This window comes from Rhodanobacter caeni, assembly GCF_039523575.1.
GTDB lineage: Bacteria > Pseudomonadota > Gammaproteobacteria > Xanthomonadales > Rhodanobacteraceae > Rhodanobacter > Rhodanobacter caeni.
This window is the reverse complement of the sequence record NZ_BAAAFO010000003.1, coordinates 251,993-275,649: the sequence shown is the minus strand read 5'-3', so window position 1 is coordinate 275,649 and position 23,657 is coordinate 251,993. Positions and strand designations below refer to the sequence as shown.

The 23,657-nt window shown below is 67.3% G+C and carries 22 protein-coding genes and 1 pseudogene; 10 read left to right on the top strand and 13 right to left on the bottom strand.

Annotated features, from left to right (window positions below; all coding sequences use genetic code 11):
* Positions 1 to 105 precede the first annotated feature (105 nt).
* Complete coding sequence (gene lpxC, locus ABD017_RS09810; protein ID WP_007080222.1) at positions 106 to 1,020, top strand: UDP-3-O-acyl-N-acetylglucosamine deacetylase; 915 nt, start codon at positions 106 to 108, stop codon at positions 1,018 to 1,020.
* A gap of 215 nt (positions 1,021 to 1,235) precedes the next feature.
* Here the strand turns inward: lpxC and ABD017_RS09805 are convergent, their stop codons facing one another.
* A complete protein-coding gene (locus ABD017_RS09805) occupies positions 1,236 to 1,718 on the bottom strand; it encodes a DciA family protein (RefSeq protein ID WP_343882577.1) in 483 nt (160 codons plus the stop codon).
* Between the two features lie 24 nt (positions 1,719 to 1,742).
* Between ABD017_RS09805 and ABD017_RS09800 the strand changes: the two genes are divergently transcribed.
* Positions 1,743 to 2,672 (top strand): M23 family metallopeptidase, encoded by a 930-nt coding sequence (locus tag ABD017_RS09800; protein ID WP_343882576.1) that lies wholly within the window; start codon positions 1,743 to 1,745, stop codon positions 2,670 to 2,672.
* A 177-nt stretch (positions 2,673 to 2,849) separates the two neighbouring features.
* Positions 2,850 to 5,555: a preprotein translocase subunit SecA gene (gene secA, locus ABD017_RS09795; RefSeq protein WP_343882575.1), complete on the top strand. Its 2,706-nt coding sequence runs from the start codon at positions 2,850 to 2,852 to the stop codon at positions 5,553 to 5,555.
* A gap of 59 nt (positions 5,556 to 5,614) precedes the next feature.
* Here secA and ABD017_RS09790 read toward each other — a convergent pair whose 3' ends face one another.
* The 7 genes from ABD017_RS09790 to ABD017_RS09760 form a co-directional block, all read right to left on the bottom strand.
* The gene (locus tag ABD017_RS09790; protein WP_343882574.1) at positions 5,615 to 6,385 is read right to left on the bottom strand and encodes a class I SAM-dependent methyltransferase; all 771 of its coding nucleotides are present in this window, start codon (positions 6,383 to 6,385) and stop codon (positions 5,615 to 5,617) included.
* Positions 6,386 to 6,495: 110 nt separating this feature from the next.
* Complete coding sequence (locus tag ABD017_RS09785; protein WP_343882573.1) at positions 6,496 to 7,347, bottom strand: symmetrical bis(5'-nucleosyl)-tetraphosphatase; 852 nt, start codon at positions 7,345 to 7,347, stop codon at positions 6,496 to 6,498.
* A gap of 15 nt (positions 7,348 to 7,362) precedes the next feature.
* Positions 7,363 to 7,746, bottom strand: coding sequence for a Co2+/Mg2+ efflux protein ApaG (gene apaG, locus ABD017_RS09780; protein WP_343882572.1), 384 nt, complete (start codon positions 7,744 to 7,746; stop codon positions 7,363 to 7,365).
* 75 nt (positions 7,747 to 7,821) lie between these two features.
* A complete protein-coding gene (gene rsmA, locus ABD017_RS09775) occupies positions 7,822 to 8,610 on the bottom strand; it encodes a 16S rRNA (adenine(1518)-N(6)/adenine(1519)-N(6))-dimethyltransferase RsmA (protein ID WP_343882571.1) in 789 nt (262 codons plus the stop codon).
* Positions 8,607 to 9,656 (bottom strand): 4-hydroxythreonine-4-phosphate dehydrogenase PdxA, encoded by a 1,050-nt coding sequence (pdxA, locus tag ABD017_RS09770; protein ID WP_343883081.1) that lies wholly within the window; start codon positions 9,654 to 9,656, stop codon positions 8,607 to 8,609. The genes rsmA and pdxA overlap by 4 nt, the downstream gene beginning before the upstream one ends.
* A 16-nt stretch (positions 9,657 to 9,672) precedes the next feature.
* A complete protein-coding gene (locus tag ABD017_RS09765) occupies positions 9,673 to 11,010 on the bottom strand; it encodes a peptidylprolyl isomerase (protein ID WP_343882570.1) in 1,338 nt (445 codons plus the stop codon).
* A gap of 23 nt (positions 11,011 to 11,033) precedes the next feature.
* Positions 11,034 to 13,376: an LPS-assembly protein LptD gene (locus tag ABD017_RS09760; RefSeq protein WP_343882569.1), complete on the bottom strand. Its 2,343-nt coding sequence runs from the start codon at positions 13,374 to 13,376 to the stop codon at positions 11,034 to 11,036.
* Positions 13,377 to 13,470: 94 nt separating this feature from the next.
* Here ABD017_RS09760 and msrB point away from each other — a divergent pair, with 94 nt between their 5' ends.
* Complete coding sequence (gene msrB / locus ABD017_RS09755; protein ID WP_343882568.1) at positions 13,471 to 13,869, top strand: peptide-methionine (R)-S-oxide reductase MsrB; 399 nt, start codon at positions 13,471 to 13,473, stop codon at positions 13,867 to 13,869.
* 42 nt (positions 13,870 to 13,911) lie between these two features.
* Here msrB and ABD017_RS09750 read toward each other — a convergent pair whose 3' ends face one another.
* The 3 genes from ABD017_RS09750 to ABD017_RS09740 are packed head-to-tail and all read right to left on the bottom strand — an operon-like array spanning position 13,912 to position 16,034.
* Entirely contained in the window at positions 13,912 to 14,832 is a 921-nt protein-coding gene (locus ABD017_RS09750) for a histone deacetylase family protein (RefSeq protein ID WP_343882567.1), read from the bottom strand.
* Between the two features lie 8 nt (positions 14,833 to 14,840).
* Positions 14,841 to 15,416, bottom strand: coding sequence for a cob(I)yrinic acid a,c-diamide adenosyltransferase (locus ABD017_RS09745; RefSeq protein ID WP_343882566.1), 576 nt, complete (start codon positions 15,414 to 15,416; stop codon positions 14,841 to 14,843).
* A 6-nt stretch (positions 15,417 to 15,422) separates the two neighbouring features.
* A complete protein-coding gene (locus ABD017_RS09740) occupies positions 15,423 to 16,034 on the bottom strand; it encodes a hypothetical protein (protein ID WP_343882565.1) in 612 nt (203 codons plus the stop codon).
* 82 nt (positions 16,035 to 16,116) lie between these two features.
* On the opposite strand from ABD017_RS09740, the gene ubiH reads away from it, so the two are divergent.
* The 3 genes from ubiH to ABD017_RS09725 are packed head-to-tail and all read left to right on the top strand — an operon-like array spanning position 16,117 to position 19,412.
* A complete protein-coding gene (gene ubiH / locus ABD017_RS09735) occupies positions 16,117 to 17,346 on the top strand; it encodes a 2-octaprenyl-6-methoxyphenyl hydroxylase (protein WP_343882564.1) in 1,230 nt (409 codons plus the stop codon).
* Positions 17,343 to 18,602 (top strand): UbiH/UbiF/VisC/COQ6 family ubiquinone biosynthesis hydroxylase, encoded by a 1,260-nt coding sequence (locus ABD017_RS09730; RefSeq protein WP_343882563.1) that lies wholly within the window; start codon positions 17,343 to 17,345, stop codon positions 18,600 to 18,602. The genes ubiH and ABD017_RS09730 overlap by 4 nt, the downstream gene beginning before the upstream one ends.
* A gap of 21 nt (positions 18,603 to 18,623) precedes the next feature.
* Positions 18,624 to 19,412, top strand: coding sequence for a dienelactone hydrolase family protein (locus ABD017_RS09725; protein WP_343882562.1), 789 nt, complete (start codon positions 18,624 to 18,626; stop codon positions 19,410 to 19,412).
* A 97-nt stretch (positions 19,413 to 19,509) separates the two neighbouring features.
* Here ABD017_RS09725 and ABD017_RS09720 read toward each other — a convergent pair whose 3' ends face one another.
* Entirely contained in the window at positions 19,510 to 20,511 is a 1,002-nt protein-coding gene (locus ABD017_RS09720) for a polyprenyl synthetase family protein (RefSeq protein ID WP_343882561.1), read from the bottom strand.
* A 160-nt stretch (positions 20,512 to 20,671) separates the two neighbouring features.
* On the opposite strand from ABD017_RS09720, the gene ABD017_RS09715 reads away from it, so the two are divergent.
* The 3 genes and pseudogenes from ABD017_RS09715 to secG all read left to right on the top strand — a co-directional run.
* Positions 20,672 to 21,886, top strand: a complete 1,215-nt coding sequence (locus tag ABD017_RS09715) for an MFS transporter (protein WP_343882560.1) — start codon at positions 20,672 to 20,674, stop codon at positions 21,884 to 21,886.
* Positions 21,887 to 22,135: 249 nt separating this feature from the next.
* On the top strand, positions 22,136 to 22,627 hold the full coding sequence (ssb, locus tag ABD017_RS09710; protein WP_343882559.1) for a single-stranded DNA-binding protein: 492 nt from the start codon (positions 22,136 to 22,138) through the stop codon (positions 22,625 to 22,627).
* Positions 22,628 to 22,702: 75 nt separating this feature from the next.
* Positions 22,703 to 22,813 (top strand): annotated as a pseudogene (gene secG / locus ABD017_RS09705) (preprotein translocase subunit SecG); the annotation flags it as partial.
* Positions 22,814 to 22,867: 54 nt separating this feature from the next.
* On the opposite strand, the gene tpiA reads toward secG, so the two are convergent.
* Positions 22,868 to 23,650, bottom strand: a complete 783-nt coding sequence (tpiA, locus tag ABD017_RS09700; protein ID WP_343883080.1) for a triose-phosphate isomerase — start codon at positions 23,648 to 23,650, stop codon at positions 22,868 to 22,870.
* Positions 23,651 to 23,657: the final 7 nt, after the last annotated feature.

The window sequence follows — 23,657 nt, the reverse complement described above, 5'->3', positions numbered from 1 at the left end:
GAAGGCTTAATCAGACTGTACGGTTCGGTTTGCTTTTATCGCAGGTTAAATCTGTGTTAGCATCCGCTCCCTGATTGGCTGCTACCTACACAGGTACCAACAAAAATGATCAAGCAGCGTACGCTCAAGAACATCATCCGGGCCACCGGCGTGGGTTTGCACACCGGCGACAAGGTCTACATGACCCTGCGTCCGGCCGCGCCGAATACAGGCATCGTGTTCCGCCGTACCGACCTCGAACCACCGGTGGAAATCCACGCGCGACCCGACAATGTCGGTGACACGCGCCGGTCCACCACGCTGGCCAAGGGCGACGTGCGCGTCTCCACGGTGGAACACCTGTTGTCGGCGATGGCGGGGCTGGGCATCGACAATGCGTATGTCGATCTTTCCGCCCCGGAAGTGCCGGTGATGGATGGCAGCGCCGGCCCGTTCGTGTTCCTGCTGCAGTCGGCGGGCATCGAGGAACAGAACGTCGCCAAGCGCTTCATCCGGATCAAGAAGCCGATCAAGGTGCAGGAAGGCGACAAGTGGGCCAGCTTCACGCCGTTTGACGGCTTCAAGGTGGGTTTCTCGATCGACTTCAACCATCCGATCATCTCCAAGCGCACCTCGCGCGCCGAGATCGACTTCTCCACGACCTCGTTCGTGAAGGAAGTCAGCCGGGCCCGCACCTTCGGCTTCATGCGTGATATCGAGATGCTGCGCGAGCACAACCTGGCGCTCGGTGCCTCGATGGACAACGCGGTGGTGCTGGATGACTACCGCGTGCTCAACGAGGACGGTCTGCGCTACGAGGACGAGTTCGTGAAGCACAAGATCCTCGACGCCATCGGCGACCTGTACCTGCTCGGCCACAGCCTGATCGGCGCCTATGACGCGCACAAGTCCGGCCACGAGCTCAATAACAAGCTGCTGCGCACGCTGATCGCCGACGCCTCGGCGTGGGAAGAAGTCAGCTACCAGGACGATCCGGCCACTTCGCCGATCTCCTACGCGCATCCAGCCCAGGCGATCTGAGGCCCGCCACCCGGCCCATGGCGTCGCCAGAAACGGCCCTGCGACGGCAGGGCCGTTTTTTTGTGCGCGTCGTTCGCGTTCCCGGCGCCGCTTCACGTTTTCGCGACATGCAAAGTGCTTCGCGACGCAAACGCGTGGTATAAAAACCCTCCGACCGCCAACCCGGCGCGGTCGACGGGGGTCTCGCGGGCATGAAACGGCGCTGCCGCTTGCAGCTATCCGGCCTGGGGGCGAGGGGAATCAGCGGGTTCGGCGATGGACGCCAATTCAAGGAACAGTCCCTGCAATTCGGGGTCTGTCATGGATGCCGCGGCGGCCCGGAGATGGGCGGCTGCGGCAGGCGAAAGCGGTTTTGACCGAGGCGGCTGCGCAGGGGCCGGCGGTTGGGGGACCACTTTCACGGCAATCGCACTGGCGTCGGTGCCGATGGCATTGGCGGTGGCCAGGATCTGCGTCTGCATCAACCGCAGGCGTGCCGCCCAGGCCGGTGAGGTTGCCAGGAAGACAAGGCGTCCGTTGCGTACGTTGGCGAATCGTGTTTCGTCGCGCAGCGGCAAGGGCAACGTCTGACGCAGTGCGCGATCGAGTGCTTCCAGCGCGCCGGCCTTTCGGGCCAGGGCTGCGAAGGAGCCGCAATCGACCAGGGCTTTCGGGCCATGGCCGGGGCGGCGCGAAGCAGGTTCGGCGTGCTGCGTCACGGCGGGATTCGACTTGGGAAACTCATGCAAATCATACTCGTCTCACGTCACCGAAAGTTGCCGCGCACGCTCGATCTGTCGCGGCGCTGGCTGCGCTGGAAGCTGTACGTGGCCGCCGGATTCGTGCTGCTCGGCTGCATCGGCGTGGGGGCGGCGCTGGCGTTGACCATCGCCAGCCCGCAAGAGCGCACGTTGGCCCGCATCCACGACCTGCAGCAGCAGATCCGGCAACAGGATGCGCAATTGCAGGGTGTCCGCCAGGACGCCGAGCGTGGCCTGGACGCGCTGGCGCTGAAGCTGGGCCAGTTGCAGGCCCAGTCGACCCGTCTCAATGCGCTGGGCGTGCGGCTGGCCCAGGTCGGCAAGCTCGACGACGCCGAGTTCAGTTTCGACCAGCCGCCTCCGGTGGGCGGCGTCGAGGAGGCCGGCGACACGGGTTACGCGCTGCCGCCGGCGCTGGAAGCGAGCATCGACCAGCTCGCCGGGCAGTTCGACAGCCAGCAGGCGCAATTGTCCGCGCTGCAAAGCCTGTTGCTGGACGCGCGCATCGAATCCAGCCTGAAACCCACCGGCATGCCGGTGCAGGGCTATATCTCGTCGTATTTCGGTGGGCGCCCGGACCCGTTCGACGGCCACATGGCGCGCCACACCGGCATCGACATCGCGGTGCCCAAGGGCACGCCGGTGCATGCCGTGGCGGCGGGGATGGTGACGTTCGCGGGTGTTCGCCGCGGCTACGGCAAGGTGGTCGAGATCGACCATGGCAACGGCTACATGACGCGCTACGCCCACAACAGCAGCTTGCTGGCGCATCCGGGCCAGCGCGTGCGTGTGGGTCAGGTGATCTCCGACGCCGGCTCCACCGGGCGTTCGACCGGTTCGCACCTGCATTTCGAGGTGTGGCACGGGGGCCGGGTGGTCAATCCGCTCACCTACGTGCGCAGCCATCGCTGAAATCTCTGCCCCCGGTGCGGCCGTCGGCGGCCGCCATGGGCGCGCGTTGCCCTTGAATACCGGCGCGGCGACCGCCATTCCGAATCCCCTGTGGGGCCTGCCTGTGGGGCCTGTAGTAATATGCCCGATTGGCCCGCGCCGGTTGGCGGGCATCCCGTTTATCTACCCGGAAGATCGATGTTCAATCGTGCCTTGACGAGCCTGTTTGGTAGCCGCAACGAGCGCGTGCTGCGTCAGCTTTCCCGATCCGTCGCCCGCATCAATGCGCTGGAGCCCGAGTTCGAGAAGCTCAGCGATGACGCACTGCGCGGCAAGACCGAGGAATTCAGGCAGCGCGTGGCCGGGGGCGAATCGCTGGACAAGCTGCTGCCCGAGGCGTTCGCCGTGGTGCGCGAGGCGGCCAAGCGCGTGCTGGGCATGCGCCACTACGACGTGCAGATGATCGGCGGCATGGTGTTGCACCAGGGCAAGATCGCCGAAATGCGCACGGGCGAAGGCAAGACCCTGGTCGGCACGCTGCCGGTGTACCTGAATGCGCTCGAGGGCAAGGGCGTGCACGTGGTCACCGTCAACGATTACCTGGCCCGGCGCGACTCGGCCCAGATGGGCCAGCTGTATGGCTTCCTGGGGCTGACCGTGGGCGTGGTGTATCCGGGCATGGACCACGCCGACAAGAGTGCGGCCTATGCCGCCGACATCACCTACGGCACCAACAACGAGTTCGGTTTCGACTACCTGCGCGACAACATGGCGCTCAGCAAGGAGCAGCGCTACCAGCGTGGCCTGAACTACGCCATCGTCGACGAGGTCGACTCGATCCTGATCGACGAGGCGCGTACGCCGCTGATCATCTCCGGCCCGGCCGAGGACTCCCCGGCGCTGTACATCGCGCTGAACAAGATCGTGCCGCACATGATTCGCCAGACCGAGGAAAACGGCAGCGGCGATTACTGGGTCGATGAGAAACAGAAGCAGGTGCACTTGTCCGAGGAGGGCATGCAGCACGCCGACGAACTGCTGCGCGCCGCCGGCGTGATCGACGCGGACAGCGGCCTGTACGACTCCAAGAACCTGGCGGTGGTGCATCACCTTAACGCCGCGCTGCGCGCCAACGGCATCTACCAGCGCGACGTCGACTACATCGTGCGTGATGGCGAGGTGGTGATCGTCGACGAGTTCACCGGCCGCACCCTGACCGGCCGGCGCTGGTCCGACGGCCTGCACCAGGCGGTCGAGGCAAAGGAAGGCGTGCCGATCCAGCGCGAAAACCAGACTCTGGCGACGGTGACGTTCCAGAATCTGTTCCGCATGTACAAGAAGCTGGCCGGCATGACCGGCACCGCCGACACCGAGGCGTTCGAGTTCCAGAGCATCTACGGCCTGGAGGTGGTGGTGATCCCCACCCACAAGCCGATGATCCGCAAGGACAACCCGGACATGATCTTCCTGTCGCAGACGCCGAAGTACAACTCGGTGATCGAGGACATCAAGGCCTGTCACCAGCGCGGCCAGCCGGTGCTGGTCGGTACCACCTCGATCGAGGTGTCCGAGCTGCTCTCCGGCCTGCTGAAAAAGGCCGGCGTGGCGCACGAGGTACTGAACGCCAAGCAGCATGAGCGCGAAGCGCAGATCGTGGCCCAGGCGGGCGCGCCGGGGCAGGTCACCATCGCCACCAACATGGCCGGCCGCGGTACCGACATCGTGCTGGGCGGCAGCCTGGAAGTGGCGCTGGCCGCGCTGCCCGAAGGCGCCAGTGAGGTCGATCGCGCCCGCGTCAAGGCCGACTGGAAAAAGCTGCATGACCAGGTGCTCGCCGCCGGCGGCCTGCACATCATCGGCACCGAGCGGCACGAGTCGCGGCGCATCGACAACCAGCTGCGCGGCCGCTCCGGCCGCCAGGGCGACCCGGGCTCCTCGCGCTTCTACCTGTCGCTGGAAGACAACCTGCTGCGCATCTTCGGCGGCGAAGGCCTGGTGCGCTGGATGAAGCGCTTCGGCATGAAGGACGACGACGCGCTGGAAGATCGCATGATCAGCCGGCAGATCGAGAAGGCGCAGCGCAAGGTCGAGCAGCACAACTTCGACATCCGCAAGCACCTGCTGGAGTTCGACGACGTCGCCAACGACCAGCGCAAGGTGATCTACCGCCAGCGCGACGAGCTGCTCGAGGGCGAGGAAGTGGCCGCGACCGTGGCCGATATCCGCGAGGACGTGGTGACCAGCATCGTGCGTGCCCACGTGCCGGCGGACAGCATCGACGAGCAATGGGACATTCCCGCCCTCAACCGCGAGCTCGAAAGCCAGTTCGGTCTCTCGCTGGGTCTGGTCGAATGGCTGGAACAGCAGCATGAGGTGGATGCCGACGCGATCCTGGCGCACGTGCGCGAGGCGCTCGATGTGCTGTTCCAGGCCAAGGAAGCGCAGATCGGCGCCGAAACCATGCGCCAGCTCGAAAAGCACATCATGCTGACCGTGGTCGACAACGCCTGGAAAGATCACCTGGCCAACATGGATTACCTGCGCCAGGGCATCTATCTGGTCGGCTACGCGCAGCAGGACCCGAAGCAGGCGTTCAAGAGCGAGGCGTTCAAGCTCTTCTCCGAAATGCTCAACCGGATCAAGACCGAAGTGGTGCAGATGCTGGCGCGCATCCGCATCCGCAGCGAGGAGGAAGTGGCGGCAATGGAGGCCGAGCAGCAACGCCTCGCCGAGCGCATGCAGAAGCAGATGCTGGCCAGCGGCGGCGGCGCGCCGGGCGAGTCCGCGCTGCCTGCCAGCGGTGCGGGCATGCGGCCGGTCACGGGCGAGAAGGTGGGCCGCAATGACCAGTGCCCCTGCGGCTCGGGCAAGAAGTACAAGCACTGCCATGGCCAGCTGTCGTGACCATGCGGTTTGATTGAACGATGGGAAGGCGGTCGGCATGGCCGCCTTTTTTCATCCCCCTAGCGCGGGCGCGCGGTGAACATGGCCGATTCCAGCGTGAAATCGAGCGTCGCGCGAATGTTGTAGTAGCGCTGCACCTCGGCCGGCGCATCGGCCAGCAGATGGCGGATGGCCGCCTCCAGCACGGGCGGCGTGCGCATGCGCGCGACCCAGCTGGCGAAGTCGATCTCCAGCGGCCAGGCCTGCTCGGCCGTCACCTCGAAACCCGCCCGTTGCAGCATCGTCCGCCATTCGGCCGGGCTGTAGTCGCGCACATGCGAGGTGTCGCGCAGCAGTTCCAGTGCCTGCAGGTGCGTATCCAGCAGCGCGGCATGCGGCCCCTGCGGCCCCACCACGTCGATGAAGCACAGGCATCCCGAGGGCTTGATCACCCTGGCCGCCTCGCGCAGCGCGGCGGCCGGATCGCTCCAGTGGTGGGCGCTGTATCGGCTGATCACCAGGTCGAACGCGCCGGCCTCGAACGGCAATCGCTCTGCCGGCCCCTGCTCGGTGCGCACCGAGGACAACCCCCGCTGCGCGGCGGCATCGCGCACCACCGCAAGCATGTCGCGCGCGAGGTCATAGGCCACCACCTCGCCTGCATGGGGCGCCACGGCGAAACTGGCGTGGCCGGCGCCGCAGCCCATGTCGAGCACGCGCGCACCGCGCGGCAGTACCGCTGCGAGTGCGGCCAGGTGCTGCAGATCCGCCCCGCGGGCGTGTACCGCGCTTTCCAGGTAGGCCTGGGCGCGCGAACCGAATTGCCGGTCGACCTTGGCGTGATGTTCCATGGCATCCACTCATGCTGCGGAGCAGCAAAGCTAGCACATGGCATGGTCCATCGGATTGCATCGGCTGTGCGCCGTGGATGGCCCGACGGCGATACCCGCGATCGGCCGGCTCAGTCGCCGCCGCCGGGCGGACGGACGCGGTGCGGCTCCGCGTCGACCGTGATGTACTGGATCTCCTCGGCATCCAGCCGCAGCGCGGTGAGCTTGCCGCCCCAGACGCAGCCGGTATCGATGGCATGCACGCCGAAGCCGGCGAAACGCTCCAGCGCCGACCAGTGACCGCAGACGATGCGCGTATCGCGCCGGCGCATGCCGGGCACCTCGAACCAGGGGTAGAGCCCGGGCTTCTGTGTGCCAGGCACGCCCTTGGCATCGAAATCGATGCGGCCGTTGACGTCGCAATAGCGCATGCGCGTCAACGTGTTGATGGTGGCGCGATGGCGATCCATGCCTTGCAGGCGGTTCGACCAGACGGCGGGCCTATTGCCGAACAGGTTGCGCAGCAGGCGCGGGTGGCGCGGGCTGGAGAGCTCGCGTTCAACCTCCTGCGCCGCGCGTTGTGCCTGGCGCAAGGTCCACACCGGCGCCAGGCCGGCGTGGATCATGGTCCAGTTGAGCTTCTCGTCGTGGTGCAGCAGTTTCTGCGAGCGCATCCATTCGAACAGCACCGGCGCGTCGTGCGCGAACAGGACTTCACGCAATTCGGGATTCACGCGCGCCTGCGCGTCGGGCTTGCGCTGGGCGATCGCCAGCAGGCTCAGGTCGTGGTTGCCCAGGGTGACCACACTGGATTCGCGCAGGCTGTGGATCAGTCGCAGCGTCTCCAGCGACTGGCCGCCGCGATTGACCAGGTCGCCGCAGAACCACAGTTCGTCCCGCGCGGTATCGAAGCGCAGCTTTTCCAGCAGCCGTTGCAACTCGGGGTAGCACCCCTGCACGTCGCCGATGGCGTAGGTGGCCATGTCAGGACGCGTCCATCAATGCAGGGTGCGCGGAATCGACAGGGTGAAGGTGGGGATGGGCGCGTCGAACTCGGTGCCGTCGTCGGCCAGCATCTGGTAGCTGCCGCCCATCGTGCCCACCGAGGTCTCCAGCACCGCGCCGGAGGTGTACTCGAACGCGTCGCCGGGGCGCATCCACGGTTGCTCGCCGACCACGCCGTCACCGCGCACTTCGTCGACCTTGCCGTTGGCATCGGTGATCATCCAGTGCCGCGTGAGCAATCGCGCGGGCACGCTGCCGGCGTTGCGCAGCTTGACGGTATAGGCGAAAACGTAACGGTTGTCGCCGGGCCTGGATTGATCGGGGACGAAACGTGTTTCGACCTGCACATCGATCGTGTAGGAAGATTTCTCAGTCATGTCCGGATTGTAGGGCTTGTCGCCGTGCATGGGGCAGGCCATGTCGAGCCATCGTGCACATCGCGGCCGGGACGGTCATTGGCCACCGTGGACTTTCGCCAGGCGCACGAAATCCGCGGGTGCCAGCGTCTCGGCGCGGGCGCCGGGGTCGACGCCCGCGCGGCGGATCGCGTCGGCATCCATCAGTTGCCTGAGCGCATTGTTGAGGGTCTTGCGCCGTTGCGCGAAAGCCGCCTTGACCACGGCGTGGACACCGTCCGGATCGGCATCGTGGCGCTCCTCGGGCGCCAGCGGCACCAGCCGCACCACGGCCGATTCCACCTTGGGTGGCGGCCGGAAGGCTTCGGGCGGCACCGTGAACAGCGGTTCCACGCGGCAGGCCAGTTGCAGCATGACCGACAATCGACCGTAGACCTTGCTGCCGGGTTCGGCGGCCATCCGGTCGACGACCTCCTTCTGCAGCATGAAGTGCATGTCCGCGATCGCACGGGAATGCTCGACGCAATGGAACAGGATCGGGCTGGAGATGTAGTACGGCAGGTTGCCGGCGATGCGCAGCCGCTCGACGCCATGGCGCTGCGCCAGCGCGGTGAAGTCGACCTTCAGCACGTCGGCGTGGATGACCTGCAACGCACCCACGCTGGCCGCGCGCGCCTGCAGCGCCGGGATCAGGTCGGTGTCCAGTTCGATGGCGGTAAGCTTGCCGGCCGCTGCCAGCAGCGGCAGCGTCAGCGCGCCTTCGCCGGGGCCGATTTCCAGCACGAAGTCGGTGGCGCGCGGCGCCATGGCGGTGACGATGCGGTCGATGTAGCGGCCGTCGTGCAGGAAGTGTTGGCCGAAGCTTTTCTTGGGGCGCGCGTTCATGGGGGCGTTTCCCGCAGGATTGGCCCCTCACCTCGCTCCTCTCCCCTTGGGGGAGAGGATGGATGAGTGGCGCGGCGCGCCACGAGGTCCAATGCGAGGTTTGCCGCGGCGATCAGGCTGGACGGATCGGCGCGGCCGCTGCCGGCCAGGTCCAGCGCAGTGCCATGGTCGACCGAGGTGCGGATGAACGGCAGGCCGAGCGTGAGGTTGACGGTGCGGTCGAACGCCTCGCTCTTCAGCACCGGCAGCGCCTGGTCGTGGTACATCGCCAGCACCGCGTCGTAACGCGGGCGCATCGCCGGCACGAAGGCGGTGTCGGCCGGCAGCGGCCCCAGCAAGTGCATGCCCTCGGCGCGCAACCGACCGAGCACCGGTATCACGGTGTCGATCTCCTCGCGCCCCATGTGTCCGCCTTCGCCCGCATGGGGGTTGATGCCGAGCACGGCGATGCGGGGTTGCCGCAGGCCGAACTTCGCCTGCAACTCCGCGTGCACGATGCGCAACACCCGGGTCAGCAACGCAGCGGTGATGGCGTCCGGGACGGCGCGCAACGGCAGGTGCGTGGTCGCCAGCGCCACCCGCAGTTCGGGGCTGGCAAGCATCATCACCACGTCGGCGTGTGCCCGTTCGGCAAAGAACTCGGTGTGCCCGCTGAAGGCGATGCCCGCTTCATTGATCGAGGATTTCTGCAGCGGCGCGGTGACCACGGCGGCGTAATCGCCCGCCATGCAGCCATCGGCGGCGGCGGCGAGGGTGGCCAGCACGTGGCCGGCGTTGCGGGGGTCGGGCTGGCCTGGGAGTTCCTCCGTTTCCAGCGCCACGTGGCGCACGCGCAGGGTGCCGGCCGCGCGATCGGGAGGCGCGCTGCCATCGTCGTCGAGCAAATCGATGGCCACGCCGCAGCGTGCGGCGGCGCGCTGCAGCAGGGCGCGATCGGTGATCGCCACCAGCGTGGCGGCCAGCGGCGTGGCCGCCAGGCGGATCAGCAGTTCGGGGCCGACGCCCGCGGGTTCGCCCGCGGTGAGGGCGAGCCGTGGCAAGGGCATCGACATGCCGCCGGTGTTACGAGGAGGCGCCGTCGGTGTCGGCGTCGCGCAATTCGGGCGCGACGATCTGCACGTAGGCATTGGCGCGCAGGTCGCGCAGGTAATCGTCATAGGCCTGCTCGGCCTTGCGATTGCCGATGGCCTGGCGCGCCTCGTTGCGCTCGAGCTCCACGGTCTGGTCGCTCTGGCGGGTGCCCAGGCGCTGCAGGATGTGCCAGCCGGCCTGGGTCTGGAACGGCTTGGATACTTCGCCGTCCTTCAGGTTGGCCAGCTGCGCGGCGATGCTTGCGCCCCAGGCCTGCTGCGGAAACCAGTCCATGTCGCCGCCGGCGTTGGCGGTGGTGTCGTCATCGGAGTCCTCCTTCGCCAGCTTGGCGAAGTCCTCGTGCTTGTCGACGATGCGCTCGTACAGGTCGCGCGCCTTCTGCTCGGCCTGCGCCGGGGTCACCAGTTCGCTGGGCTTGATCAGGATCTGCCGCGCGTGGAACTCGGTGACGATCTGCTTGCTGGGCTCGCGCTGCCCGATCAGCTTGATGATGTGGAAACCGGTGGGGCCACGCAGCGCCGCGCTGACGTCGCCCGGCTTCATGGAAGCCAGGGTTTCGGCGAACGCCGGCGGAATTTCGTCGAGCTTGCGCCAGCCCAGGTCGCCGCCATCGAGCGCATCGGGGGCGTCGGAGTAGCGGATCGCCGCGGCATTGAAATCCATTCCGCCCTTGATGGCGTCGAGCGCCTGCTGCGCCTTCTCCGCGCTGGCCTGGATGGCCGCCGCGTCGGCGCCGCCGGGAATGCTGATCTGGATGTGGGCCAGATGGACTTCACCGGCCCTGTAGGTGGGGCTGCTCAGCAGGTTGTTGATCTCGCTGTCGGTGATGGTGACCGAACTCTGCACCACGCTTTGCTGCAGGCGCTGCACCATCAGCTGGTCGCCCAGTTGCTTGCGGAACGCCTCGTAGCTCTCGCCGCTGCGTTCCACTTCGTTGCGCAGCTGTTCGGGCGTGAGCTTGTTCTGCGCCGCCACGGCGGCAACGGCCTGGTCGATGTCGGCATCGGAGATGCGGATGCCCTGTTCCTGTGCCTTTGCTATCTGCAGCTTCATCAGCACCAGGCGATTCAGCACCTGCTTCTGCAGCACCTGCTGCGGCGGCAACTGTTCGGGATGGGCCGCGTACTGCTGTTGCACCGAGGCCACGGCCTGGTCCAGCTCGCTCTGCAGGATCACGTCCTCGTCCACCACCGCCACGATGCGATCCAGCGGCTGGCTGGCCGGCGCCGACGCGGGCGCCAGCAATTGGGCGTGGGCCGGGAGCGCGAACGCCAGGGCGAGCAGCAGGGAGGCGAAGAGTTGCTTCATCGATGAAAGCCCGCGTAATGCGATTATTGATAGCCGAGAATATCACGCTGCAACAGCGCGTCGATCTGGTGGCCGGACGAGCCCAGGCCCTTGAAAACGATTTCGAACATGATCGCGTTGTCGCGCCGATCGGCGTTCGCCGACACGATGCCGTACCCGCTCTGCTTCACGTAGTTGCGTCCGACCAGACGCAAGGCCACGCAGCAGCTGTCGTATTGCACGCCGGCCATGGCTTCCACCGAATGGCCATCGGGCACCGACCACGCCAGCGCGCCGACCAGCCGCCAGCGATCGGAGATCGGGTAGACCCCCGAGACGCCGTATTGTTCCATGAGGTTGCGGCGATAGTGGTAGGAGACGTTGAGGATGCCGTCGTCGCCCACGCGGCGCTGCAGTTCCAGCGAGCCCATTTCGGTCATCCGCGTGTTGGGGCTCCATTGGTAACTGCTGTTCAGGCGCCAGCGGTCGCTCAGCTGCAGGCCGAGCTGGGCCACGTAGGCCGAACGCACCCAGTCGTTGCCGATCACCCGCTGCGGCGAGAAATAATGGATCTGCCCCAGGCTTGCCGACATCCGCTCCACGCCGTCCTCATCCAGCAGCCGGCTGGTCAGCGCGGCGGTGAGGTTGTTGGCATCCATCTGGCGGTCGGCGCCCGAGAACTGGTTCGGCGAGAACAGCTGCCAGTAGTCGAACGACATCAGCCGCGTGTCGAACAGCGGCAGGTTGTCCTGCTTGCGGTAGGGCACGTACAGGTAATACAGCCGCGGCTCGAGCGTCTGCGTGTAGTTGGTGCCGAACAGCGACGTGTTGCGATCGAACACCAGCCCACTGTCGATGCTGACGATGGGCAGGGCCCGGGTCGGCGATTGTTCGGTGAACCTGGCGCCATACTTCTGGTAGTCGTCATTCAACTGGTACGCGGTGTACCGGTACGCCAGCCTCGGTCGCACGAACCATGCGGGCGTGCCGAAATAGGCGGCCAGGTAGGGGTAGAGATCCTCGCGCTGGCCCTCGATGTAACCCGGCTTGCGGAACGCGACGGCTTCCGAAGCCATGCCGAATTCCAGCCATGGCGCCAGCGGCACATCCATCGAAAAGGTGGCGTACGGAAGTTGCCGGTATTGCAGCGACGCGTCGGTCACGAACGGGTTCACGTTCTGGTAGACGGTGGCGCCCACGGCCGCACTCCACCATTTTCCGGACCCGCGCATGGCCACGCTGGAGCTGAGCGTGCGCACCACGGTGCCCGATGTCGCCAGGTCTTCGCCGTAGTCGTAGTAATAGCCGCTGTCCGAGGCGCGGTTGATCGAGCTGATCAGGCGCCAGCTGCCCCACAGGCTGGTGACGTTGCTGAAGTTGACCAGGTAACGCTCGGTGTTGCTGGTGTCGTCCAGGCCAACCCGCTCGCCGCGGTCGTGCGGCACGTACTGCACGTTGAACTGGCCCCGCGTACGCGGGAACAGGTAGCGGAATTCACCGCCCAGCATCGGGCCGCGCGCGGTGTACATGCGCGGGTCCAGGGTGGCGTCGTAGTTGGGCGCCAGGTTCAGGTAGTACGGCGTGCTGATCTCGAAACCGCCGCGGCTGCTCTTGCCGAACACCGGATACAGGAAGCCGCTCTTGCGCTCGTCGTTCACCGGAAAGGTGAAGTACGGCAGGTACAGGAACGGCACCTTGCCCATGCGCATGGTGGCGTTGCGCGCCACGCCCACGCCGGTGGTCTTGTCGATGGCGATCGACTTGGCGCGGAACTCCCACACGTGGTGGCCCACGTCGCAGGTGGAATAGGTGGCGCGGGTGTAGCGGGTGCGCTGGGCGTCGAACATCTGGCCCTTTTTGGCCACGCCGTTGCCGCGCGCATCCAGCATCTGGTAGCGCACGTCGTGGGCGATGCCGCGGCTGGCATCGGTGTTGCCCTGCATGTGGCTGGCCGACAGCAGCTGGCCGGCTTCCTGGTAGCGCACGTTGCCGCGGGCGTCGTAGTCGGTGCTGACGTTGTTGTAATCGAGGGTGTCGGCCTGCAATTGCTGATCGGCGCGGTCGAGCTTCACGTTGCCGGAAAGGTGGTAGACCGACTGGTCCGAACTGTCCACGTGCTGCGCCCACACGCTGGTGAGGCTGGTTTCGCGCAGGGTCGGGTCGCGGCTCAGCGTGGGGTCGTAGAAGTCGAGCATCGCGTTGGGCCGGCACATCGCGTAGCTGGGCGGCTTGGGAGCGCAATGGAACGTGCCCAGCGGGCACGCCGTATCGGCGTTGCCGGTGGTGGCGCGGCCAGGTGGCGCGGTTTCCGCGTTGGCCGCTTGGCCGATCAGGGCGAGTGCGGCGGCAACGGCCAGCAGGCGTCGTGGGGGTAGCGTGCGCGTCACAATGGGATTCTGCCGACTTCGAAGGCTCGTTAAGCTAGCAGAAAGACCCCATGTACGGCAGGCGGGCCCTTTCGAAACCGAGCGAGGATTCAGCATGACCGAGCAGAAAATCATCAAGTCCGATGCCGAATGGCGGGCACAGTTGAGCCCCGAGCAATATGCCACCTGTCGCTGTTCGGCCACGGAGGCGCCGTTCAGCGGCAAGTACTACCAGCATGACGCCGCGGGCACCTATGTTTGCGCGGCCTGCCAGGCCGAGCTGTTCGGTTCGGACAGCAAGTTCCAGTCCGGCTGCGGCTGGCCCAGCTACTTCCGGCCGATCACGCCGGCGGCAGTGGCCGAGCTGGACGACGACAGCCACGGCATGCATCGCACCGAGGTCGTGTGCGCGCGCTGCGATTCGCATCTGGGCCATGTCTTTCCGGATGGTCCGCCGCCGACCGGGCTGCGTTATTGCATCAACTCGACGGCGCTGGATTTCAAGCCGGCGTGATGACCGGTGGAGCGGCAGGCCGCCGCATCGGGGCGGTTCCGCTTACGCCATCAGCGCGCCGACATGGGCGGTGACGCTGGCGGCCAGCGCGCCGAGGTCATAGCCGCCTTCCAGCGTGGACACCAGCCGCCCGCCGGCGTGGCGCCGCGCCAACGAGAGCAACTGGTCGGTGATCCAGGCGTAGTCTTCCTGGCCCAGACGGATGTCGGCCAGCGGATCGTTCCGGTGCGCGTCGAAACCCGCCGACACCAGCACCAGTTGCGGCTTGAACGCATGCAGCCGCGGCAGCAGCCGGTGCGTCCACAGCTCGCGGAATTCCAGCGATCCGGCGCCGGGCGACAGCGTGCCGTTGACGATATTGCCCACGCCGCGCTCGTCCTCGGCGCCGCTGGCGGGATACAGCGGCGACTGATGGCTGGACAAAAACAGCACGCGCGGCTCGCGCTCGAAGATGGCCTGGCTGCCGTTGCCGTGATGGACGTCGAAATCGGCGATCGCCACCCGCTTCAGCCCGTGCACGGCGATCGCCTGGGCGGCGCCCACGGCCACGTTGTTGAACAGGCAGAAACCCATCGCCTCGTCGCGGGTGGCGTGGTGGCCCGGTGGCCGCACGGCGCAGAACGCGGCTTCGCACCGGCCGCCGATCACCGCATCCACCGCCGCGGCCACCGCGCCGGCGGCACGCAATGCCGCCTCGACCGAGCCCGGGCCTACCCAGGTGTCCTCATCCAGCGCCTGCAGTTCGCTGTCGCCGGCATGGGCGAGGATGCGCTCGACGTGGGCGGCGCTGTGCACGCGCAGCAACTGCTCGCGGCTGGCGCACGGCGCTTCGATGCGGTCGAGTGCCGCGAAGCGGTCGTGATCCAGCGCCTGCAGCACGGCGCGCAGGCGGGCAGGGCGTTCGGCGTGGTCGAGGCCGGCAGTGTGCTGCAGGCAATCGGCGTGGGTATAGAGCCGCATCATCCGGCGGGTTAGTCCGTGGCGGGCTTGGGCTTGCGCCGGCGTTCGTGCTGCCACAGCACTTCGCCGTGACCGCTGGCGCGCGCCAGCACGCGGCAGATCACGAACAGCAGGTCGGACAACCGGTTGAGGTAACGCTGCGGCTGCGCACGGATGTCTTCCGATCGCGCCAGGGCCACCACTTCGCGCTCGGCGCGGCGGCAGACCGTGCGCGCCAGGTGGCCGCAGGCAGCCGCCATGCCGCCGCCGGGCAGGATGAATTCCTTAAGTGGCGGCAGCGGCTCGTTGAGCTCGTCCAGGGTGGATTCCAGCCGCGCGATATCGCTGTCCTGCACCGTGGCCATGCCGGGAATGCACAGCTCGCCGCCCAGGTCGAACAGGTCGTGCTGCACCTGGGTCAGTATCTCGCGTACCGCCTCGGGCACGCCGTCGGCGGCCAGCACCATGCCGATCGTGCTGTTGAGCTCGTCCACCGTGCCGTAGGCGGTGACGCGCGGCGAATCCTTGCCTACGCGCGAGCCATCGCCCAGCCCGGTGCTGCCGTCATCGCCGGTGCGGGTGTAGATGCGCGACAGCCGGTTGCCCATTGCCGATCAACGTGGCGGCTGCGAATGGCCGGCGCTGTTCAGGGCGCGCGACACCTGCGTCGCCAGCACATGCAGCACCGCGCCAATGCCCACGTACAAGGCCGTGGTCTGCAGGAACGGCAGGTACCAGTCGACCATGTTGGCCGACCATGCGCCCATGCTGCGGGGCAGCGGCACCGTGTCGCTCAGCCAGTAGTAGCTGCCGTTGGACAACGCATAGCAGACGGCCCAGCTCGCCAGAAAGGCCACGGCGGCCATGCCCAGCGTCTGCAGGCGCAGGCCCACCTGATGGCGCGCCAGCAGGCTGCCGCCCATCCACAGGCTGAAATAGGCCGGCAGCAGGAACCAGTACGCCGCCGAGACGCAGTAGTGGCCCCAGAAATCCAGGCCCTGGCCAGAAATCACCAGGTAATCGATCAGCACCGCTTCGGCCATCAGCAACGGGAAGGCCCAGCGCCCCGCGCCGCGGAGCCAGAAGCCGGCCAGGAAGAAGATGCCCCACGAAGCGTCCGGCAGCGCGTCGAAATGGTGCAGGATCGAGTGATGCATGCGGGTGGCGGCCATCACCACGGCGAGAACCACGAAAATGCCCAGGCGCTGGGTGGATGTCTTGGGCATGCTGAGGCTCCATGTGCGGCGATGAGAGACGCCCAGTTTAGCCCAATGTGGCCGTGACGAAAGCCGCAGGTATCATCGGCGGATGAACGCATCGCTGCCTTTCTCCCCCTCGAACTCCGGCGTGCTGATCGTGGGCGGCGGTCTGGTCGGCGCCAGCCTGGCCATCGCGCTGGACGCGGCCGGCATCGCCGCCACGCTGGTGGAAACCGCCGCGCCGCGCACCGACCAGCAGCCCAGCTACGACGAGCGCAACCTGGCGCTGGCACGCGCCACCGTCAACGGCCTGGATGCCATCGGCGTATGGCGCCATGCCGCCGGGCGCGCCACGCCGATCCGGCATATCCACGTGAGCCGCGCGGGCGAGTTCGGCAGCGCGCGCATCGACGCGGCCCGGCATGGCGTGGACGCGCTCGGCTGGACCTTGCCCGCGCGCGAACTGGGCGCCGCCTTGCTGCGGCGGCTGGACGAATGCACGCGGTTGACGCGCCTGGCACCCGCCACCTTGCAGACCCTGCAGCCGCTGGCCGCGGGTTGGCGCGCCGGTATCGCCACCGCCGATGGCGTGCGCCAGGTCGATGCCGCGTTGCTGGTCGGTGCCGATGGCAGCGAATCGTTCGTGCGCGGGCAACTGGGCATCGACGTAGAGCGGCACGATTACGAACAAACCCTGTTCGTCAGCACCGTCACGCCGGAACGCGACCACGGCGGCCGCGCCTTCGAGCGCTTTGCCGATGACGGCCCGGTGGCCTTGCTGCCGCTGGCCGAGCGCCGCTGCGGGCTGGTGCTCACGGTGCCTGCCGCGCAGGTCGGGGCGGTGGCGGCGATGGATGACGAAAGCTTCATCGCGCTGGCGCAGCAGCGTTTTGGCTGGCGGCTGGGCCGCCTGACGCGGCCGGGCCGGCGCCATCCCTACGCCATCCACCGCATTGCCGCGCAGCAGGTGATCGGGCCGCGCGCGGTGCTGGTCGGCAATGCGGCACAGACCATCCACCCGATCGGCGCCCAGGGCTTCAACCTCGGCCTGCGCGACGCGCTGACCCTGTCCGAGCTGGTCGCGGCTGCCGCCGATCCCGGTGCCGCCGACCTGTTGCGGAGCTACGCGGCGCGGCGCGCGCCGGACCGCGAAGGCACCATGGCGATGAGCCATGGGCTGGTGCGGCTGGCCTGCCTGCCGCAACCGCTGCTGGCCCCGCTGCGCTCGCTGGCCTTGCTGGCTTGCGATCGGCTCTCTCCGCTGCAACGGAAGCTGGCGCGGCGCGGCATGGGTTTTCGTGGCGAGCCGCCGCAGGCGGTGCTGGAGCGCCTGCCATGAATCGACCGATGCGGGACATGCCGCGCCGGCGCAGCGCGATGCCGGACGTGGCCGTGGTCGGCGGCGGCATGGTCGGCGCTGCCGCGGCGCTGGCGTTGGCGCGGGCAGGCTTCGACACGGTCTTGCTGGAAGCGCGCGCACCCACGCGGTGGCAGCCGCAGGACGAGGTGGATCTGCGCGTGGTCGGCCTGGCGCCATCGTCGATCGCGCTGCTGGATGATCTGGACGTCTGGCCGTCCATTCGCGAGGCGCGCGCATCCGCTTACGCGCACATGCATGTCTGGGACGCGGCCAGCGGCGCGGCGATCGATTTCGACGCGGCGGCTGAAGGCCGGCGCGAGCTGGGCTTCATCGTCGAGAACAACCTGGTGCAGTGGACGCTGTGGCAGGCGCTGGAGACGGCGGGCGGCAGCTCCAGCGCATCCTGCGCTCGCAGCACTGGCACATCCATGTGCGGCGTGCGGCGCCTGTGCCCGTCGGCGGTGCGGGGGTTCGAAGCGCGCGAGGATCATGTCCGGCTGCAATTGGACGACGGCGAAACCCTGTCGGCGGCGTTGCTGGTGGCAGCCGACGGCAGTTCATCACCATTGCGCCAGTTGGCGGGCATCGGCACGCGTGGCCGCGATTACGCACAGCGCGCGGTGGTGGCTCACGTGCATACCGAGCGTCCTCACGAGAGCACCGCTTGGCAACGTTTCCTGCCTGACGGTCCGCTGGCCTTGCTGCCGCTGGCCGATGGCCGCAGCTCGCTGGTGTGGTCGCTGCCGGAGGAGCAGGCGCAACGCGTGCTGGCGATGGACGATGCCGCCTTCTGCGATGCCCTGGGCGTGGCCAGCGACTTCCGGCTGGGCCGCGTCACCGGTACCACGGCGCGCGCCTCGTTTCCGTTGAAGCTGCAACTGGCCGAGCGCTACCAGGCCGAACGTTTCGTGCTGCTGGGCGATGCGGCGCATACGGTGCATCCGCTGGCCGGGCAGGGCGTCAATCTGGGCTTGCGCGACGTGACCGAATTGCGCGATACGCTGGTGGCCGCGCGCGCCGCCGGCCGGGACATCGGCGCCGCGCACGTGCTGCGCCGCTACGCCCGGCGCCGCCGCAGCGCCGACACGCTGGACGCGCTGGGTTTCGACGCGCTGGCGCGGGTCTACGCCTGGCAATCGTCGCCGCTGGTGGCCGCACGCGGCGCCGGCGTCCGTCTGCTCGATCGCCTCACGCCCTTGAAACGCCTGCTGTCGGGACACGCGGCAGGGCAATAACCACCCACCGGAGCCAACCTCATGCGCATCGTTCGATTGTGTTGCCTGCTCGTGCTTGCCGGCGCGGCGTTTTCCGCCAACGCCAAGATGGTCCATCGTGCCGTGGACTGGACCCTGGACGGTACCAAGTTCCACAGCGTGCTGATCTACGACGACGCCACCAGTGCGAAACGCCCGGGCCTGCTGATGGTGCCCAACTGGTACGGCGTCAACGATGGCGCGGTGAAAAAGGCCGAGGCGATCGCCGGCCGTGACTACGTGATCCTGCTTACCGACATGTACGGCGAAAAGATTCGTCCTGCCTCCTTCGACGAGGCGAAGGCCGCGGTCAAGCCGCTGTACGACAACCGTGCGTTGATGCGCAAGCGCATCGGGCACGCGCTTGACGAGTTGAAAGCCCAGGCCGGCAGCGCGCCGCTCGATGCCAGCCATCTGGCAGCGATCGGCTTCTGCTTCGGCGGCGGCGCGGTGCTGGATCTGGCGCGCAGCGGTGCCGACGTGGGCGCGGTGGTGTCGTTCCACGGCAGCCTGGAGACCGACAACCCGGCGCTGGCGAAAAACATCAAGGCGCGCGTGCTGGTGATGAACGGCGCCGACGACAAGGGCACCATGCCGGCCGCCGACGCCTTCATGGATGAAATGCGCCAGAGTCCGGCCGACTGGCAATTCGTGGTGATCGGCAACGCGGTGCATTGCTTCACCGAAGTGGGCGAGAACTCGCCCGGTTGCCGCTATGACGAACCCATCGCCAAGCGCAGCTACCGCCTGATGCACGACTGGCTGCACGAGACGTTTGCGGGCAAGCGCTAGGGAGCGACTTTGCAGGAGCGGCTTCAGTCGCGATGCTCTTGCTTTGGCTTTTTGCAAAGAGCATCGCGGCTGAAGCCGCTCCTGCAGTTCCAGCCATTCAATACGTACGCTGCACCGAATAGTCGGCCAGCGTCGCCAGGGCGTCGCGATAATCGGACGCGGGCAGCGCCGCCAGTGCATCGCGCGCGGCCTGCGCGTGCGACAACGCGCGCTCTCGGGTGCGCTCCAGCGCGCCCGAATCGCGGATCGAGGCAATGATGCGGTCCAGCGAATCCAGGCCGCCGTGCTCGATCGCGTGACGCAGCGACTGCGTCTGGTCCGGGCTGGCCTTTTCCAGCGCGTAGATCACCGGCAGCGTGGGCTTGCCTTCGGCCAGGTCGTCGCCGATGTTCTTGCCCAGCGCTTCGGGGCTGGAGACGTAGTCGAGCAGGTCGTCGGCGATCTGGAACGCGTAGCCCAGCTCCATGCCGTAGCGGCGCAGCGCATCCACCTGGGCTTGCGGCAGGCCGCCCAGGATGCCGCCCAGCTCGGTGGCGGCGGCAAACAGCACCGCGGTCTTGCGCTCGATCACCGCCAGGTACGCCGCCTCGCTGACGTCGGCGTTGCCGATGTTGAGCAGCTGCAGCACTTCGCCCTCGGCGATGGTGTTGGTGGTGTCGGCCAGGATGCGCATGATGCGCATGTCGTCCAGTTCCACCATCAGCTGGAACGAGCGCGAGTAGAGGAAGTCGCCCACCAGCACGCTGGCCGCATTGCCCCACAGCGCGTTGGCCGTCTTGCGGCCGCGGCGCAGGTCCGATTCGTCCACCACGTCGTCGTGCAGCAGCGTGGAGGTGTGGATGAACTCAATCACCGCCGCCAGCTTCACGTGCTGCTCGCCGGCATAGCCGGCGGCGCGGGCGGCCAGCGTGTGCAGCATCGGCCGCAGGCGCTTGCCGCCCCCGGCGATGATGTGGTCGGCGATCTGGTTGATCAGCACCACGTCGGAGGAGAGCCGATGGCGGATCAGCGCGTCGACGTGCTGCATGTCGACGGCGGCAAGATCGCGCACCTGGGTGAAGTCGGCGGGGCGGCTGGCGTCGGCTGGCATCAAGGTCATGGGGGAATTCAGCAGGGTTATCGGGTCGATTATAGGGCCCGGCGGTGACCGGCATGTCGCGATCGGCACCCGCGCCGCCGCCGCGACATGTCGCCACAAACCGCCGCGCGGGTCGCGACTCTATAATGCCGCCCATGCCTTTCCCGAAATCGATACCCCGGTGAGCAAACTCTCCCGCCTGGAGCGGCGCAGTGCCCTGACCCTGGCCTGCGTGATCAGCCTGCGCCTGTTCGGCCTGTTCCTGATCATGCCGGTGTTTTCGCTGTACGCGAAGACGATGCCGGGCGCCACCGGTTTCATGATCGGGCTGGCGCTGGGTGTTTACGGATTGGGGCAGGTGCTGCTGCAGATTCCGCTGGGGCTGCTGTCCGACCGGATCGGGCGCAAGCCGGCGATCACCCTGGGCTTGCTGCTGTTCGCGCTGGGCGGGCTGATCGCGGCGATGTCGCACACGCTGACCGGCATCGCGATCGGTCGTGCGGTGCAGGGCATGGGCGCGGTGGCCGGCGCCGGCATCGCGCTGGCGGCCGATCTCACAGTGGAGGAAAACCGCGGCAAGGTGATGGGCATCATCGGCGTGTCGATCGGGCTGGCGTTCCTGCTGGCGCTGATCCTGGGCCCGCCGCTGGAGGCCATCGACGGCCTGCCCGGCCTGTTTGCCGCCACCTCGATCCTGGCGCTGGTCTCGCTGGCGCTGCTGTGGCTGATCGTGCCCACGCCCGAACGGGCGCGGGCGCCGGCCGCGGCCGGCTTCGGCCACGTGCTGGCGATGCTGCGCGACACGCGCATGCTGGTGCTGAACGGCTCGGTGTTCTTCCTGCATGCGCTGCTCACCGCCAGCTTCGTGGGTTTGCCGCTGTTGCTGGCGCACACCCTGAACCTGCCGGTGAACCGCCATTGGGAGCTGTACCTGCCGGTGATGGTAGTTGCCGCGCTGGTGATGGGCGCCAGCCTGCGCCACATGCGCGAGGTCGCGCAGAGCCTGCGCGTGGTGATGGTCTGCGTGGTGGCGATCGGGCTGGCGTTGCTGGGTTTCGCGCTGTCGGGCAACCACCTGATCGCGTTCGGCGTGGCCGCCGCGGTGTTCTTCTCGGCCTTCAACCTGCTCGAGGCCGCGCTGCCCAGCCTGGTCTCGCGACTGGCACCGGCGCACCTGCGCGGCGCGGCCATGGGCGCCTATTCCACCAGCCAGTTCATCGGCGCGTTCGTGGGCGGCACCTTCGGCGGCATCGCGCTGGGCCGGCTGGGGGCCAGCGGCATCTTCATCTGCGCCGCCGCCATGACCCTGCTGTGGCTGCCGCTGGTGATGGCCGGCGCGCGGCGCATCGGCGCCGACATCAGGGCGGCGGCCGTGACCGAAGCGCCCGCGCTCTAGCCGCCCCGGAATCCCTGTGGCAGCGGCTTCAGCCGCGATGATCCTGTCCGGTTCGAACCGGCGGCACCGCGGCTGGAGACTCCCACATGCCGCAGGTTCGACGCCCACGAAAGCTGCCGGCAAGCGCTGGCGGCAAACCGGCCATCGCGCACTACTTGCGCGGCCCGTGCACGGTTATGATGGCCAGCCGAAACACCACTCCGGCCGTAATCATCCGTCAAATACGGCCGGCTCAACGAGGGCACTCCCATGGCACGTGGCGTCAACAAAGTCATCCTGGTCGGCAACCTGGGCGCGGATCCGGAAATGCGCCACACCGGCGGCGGCACTGCCGTCACCACCCTGAACGTGGCCACGTCGGAAAGCTGGACCGACAAGCAAAGCGGCGAAAAGGTCGAGAAGACCGAGTGGCACCGGGTAAAGATGTTCGGCCGCCTGGCCGAGATCGCCGGCGACTACCTGAAGAAGGGCCGCCAGGTCTACATCGAAGGCTCGCTGCGCACCGACAAGTACACCGGCAAGGACGGCATCGAGCGCTACAGCACCGACATCATCGCCAGCGAGATGCAGATGCTGGGCGGCAATGACGGTGGCGGTGGCGGCCAGCGCTCGCAGGGCGGTGGCCAGCGCCAGGGCGGCGGCAACTACGGCGGCCCGTCGCGCGGCAACGACCAGGGCGCGTCACGCTCGTCGCCGCCACCGGCGGACAATGGTTTTGCGGACGATGAAATTCCGTTCTAAAACGGACTTGCAAGCCATCTCTCGTCTTTTGTCGGGAAACCCCTGTAGAACAGGGGTTTTTTCCTTTCACCCGCTCTGGCCGTTCTGATCCTGTTGCAAAACGGGTAGGGTGCCAGTGCCGGTTCCGGCTTCGGCGGCGCGTCCGGTACCGTGTTTGGTGCGCGTGGCCAGGCCAATTTCCTCACCGTGCCATCGGCGCTCTCGCCGTGGTGGCTTCGCGCTTGACCTGGGCGCGGGTATTCACCTGAACTGATGTCTTGGAGCGCACGGCGTCTGTTGCGCCGCGACGCAAATTTGAAGGAAGTCGGTTGCAGTCAGGGCTGCTCCGCCAACCAATGCGCCATCGACGTCGGCTTGCGCAAATAATTTTGCGACGTTGGTTGCGGTGACGCTGCCGCCATAAATCAGCCGGGTCCGACGGGCAATTGAAATATCTTCCTTTTCGAGTTTGCTGCGAATGAATGCGTGGACGTGTTGCGCCTGCTGCGGTGTCGCCGTCTCACCGGACCCTATCGCCCAGACCGGTTCGTATCCGACCAACGCTGTGTCGAAGCTCGCGATGCCGTTGAGCTTCAGTACCGCATCCAGTTGCTGGCCGATAACCGCTTCTGTTTCGCCATTGTCTCGCTGCTGCCTCGTTTCACCGACACAAAGGATGGGAGTGAGCCCCGCGGCCCTCGCTGCGGCGAATTTTCGTGCGACGCATTCGTTGCTTTCGCCGTGATACTTGCGGCGCTCCGAATGGCCCACCAACACGTAATTCGCACCGACATCCGCCAGCATCGCGGCGCTTACGTCGCCCGTGAAAGCGCCCTGACCTTCGCGCTCGCTGAGATCCTGCGCACCGAACTGCAGCCCCGAGCCGACGAGTTGCGCGCGCAGGGTGGCGATGTAGGGAAGCGGGGGAAACACGGCGACATCGATTTCGGCCGGCATGTTGGCGCCAATGGCACCGGCGAGGTCCGAAGCCATGGAGCGGCTGCCGTACATCTTCCAGTTTCCGGCCACAAGTTTTCTGCGCATGGTGTGT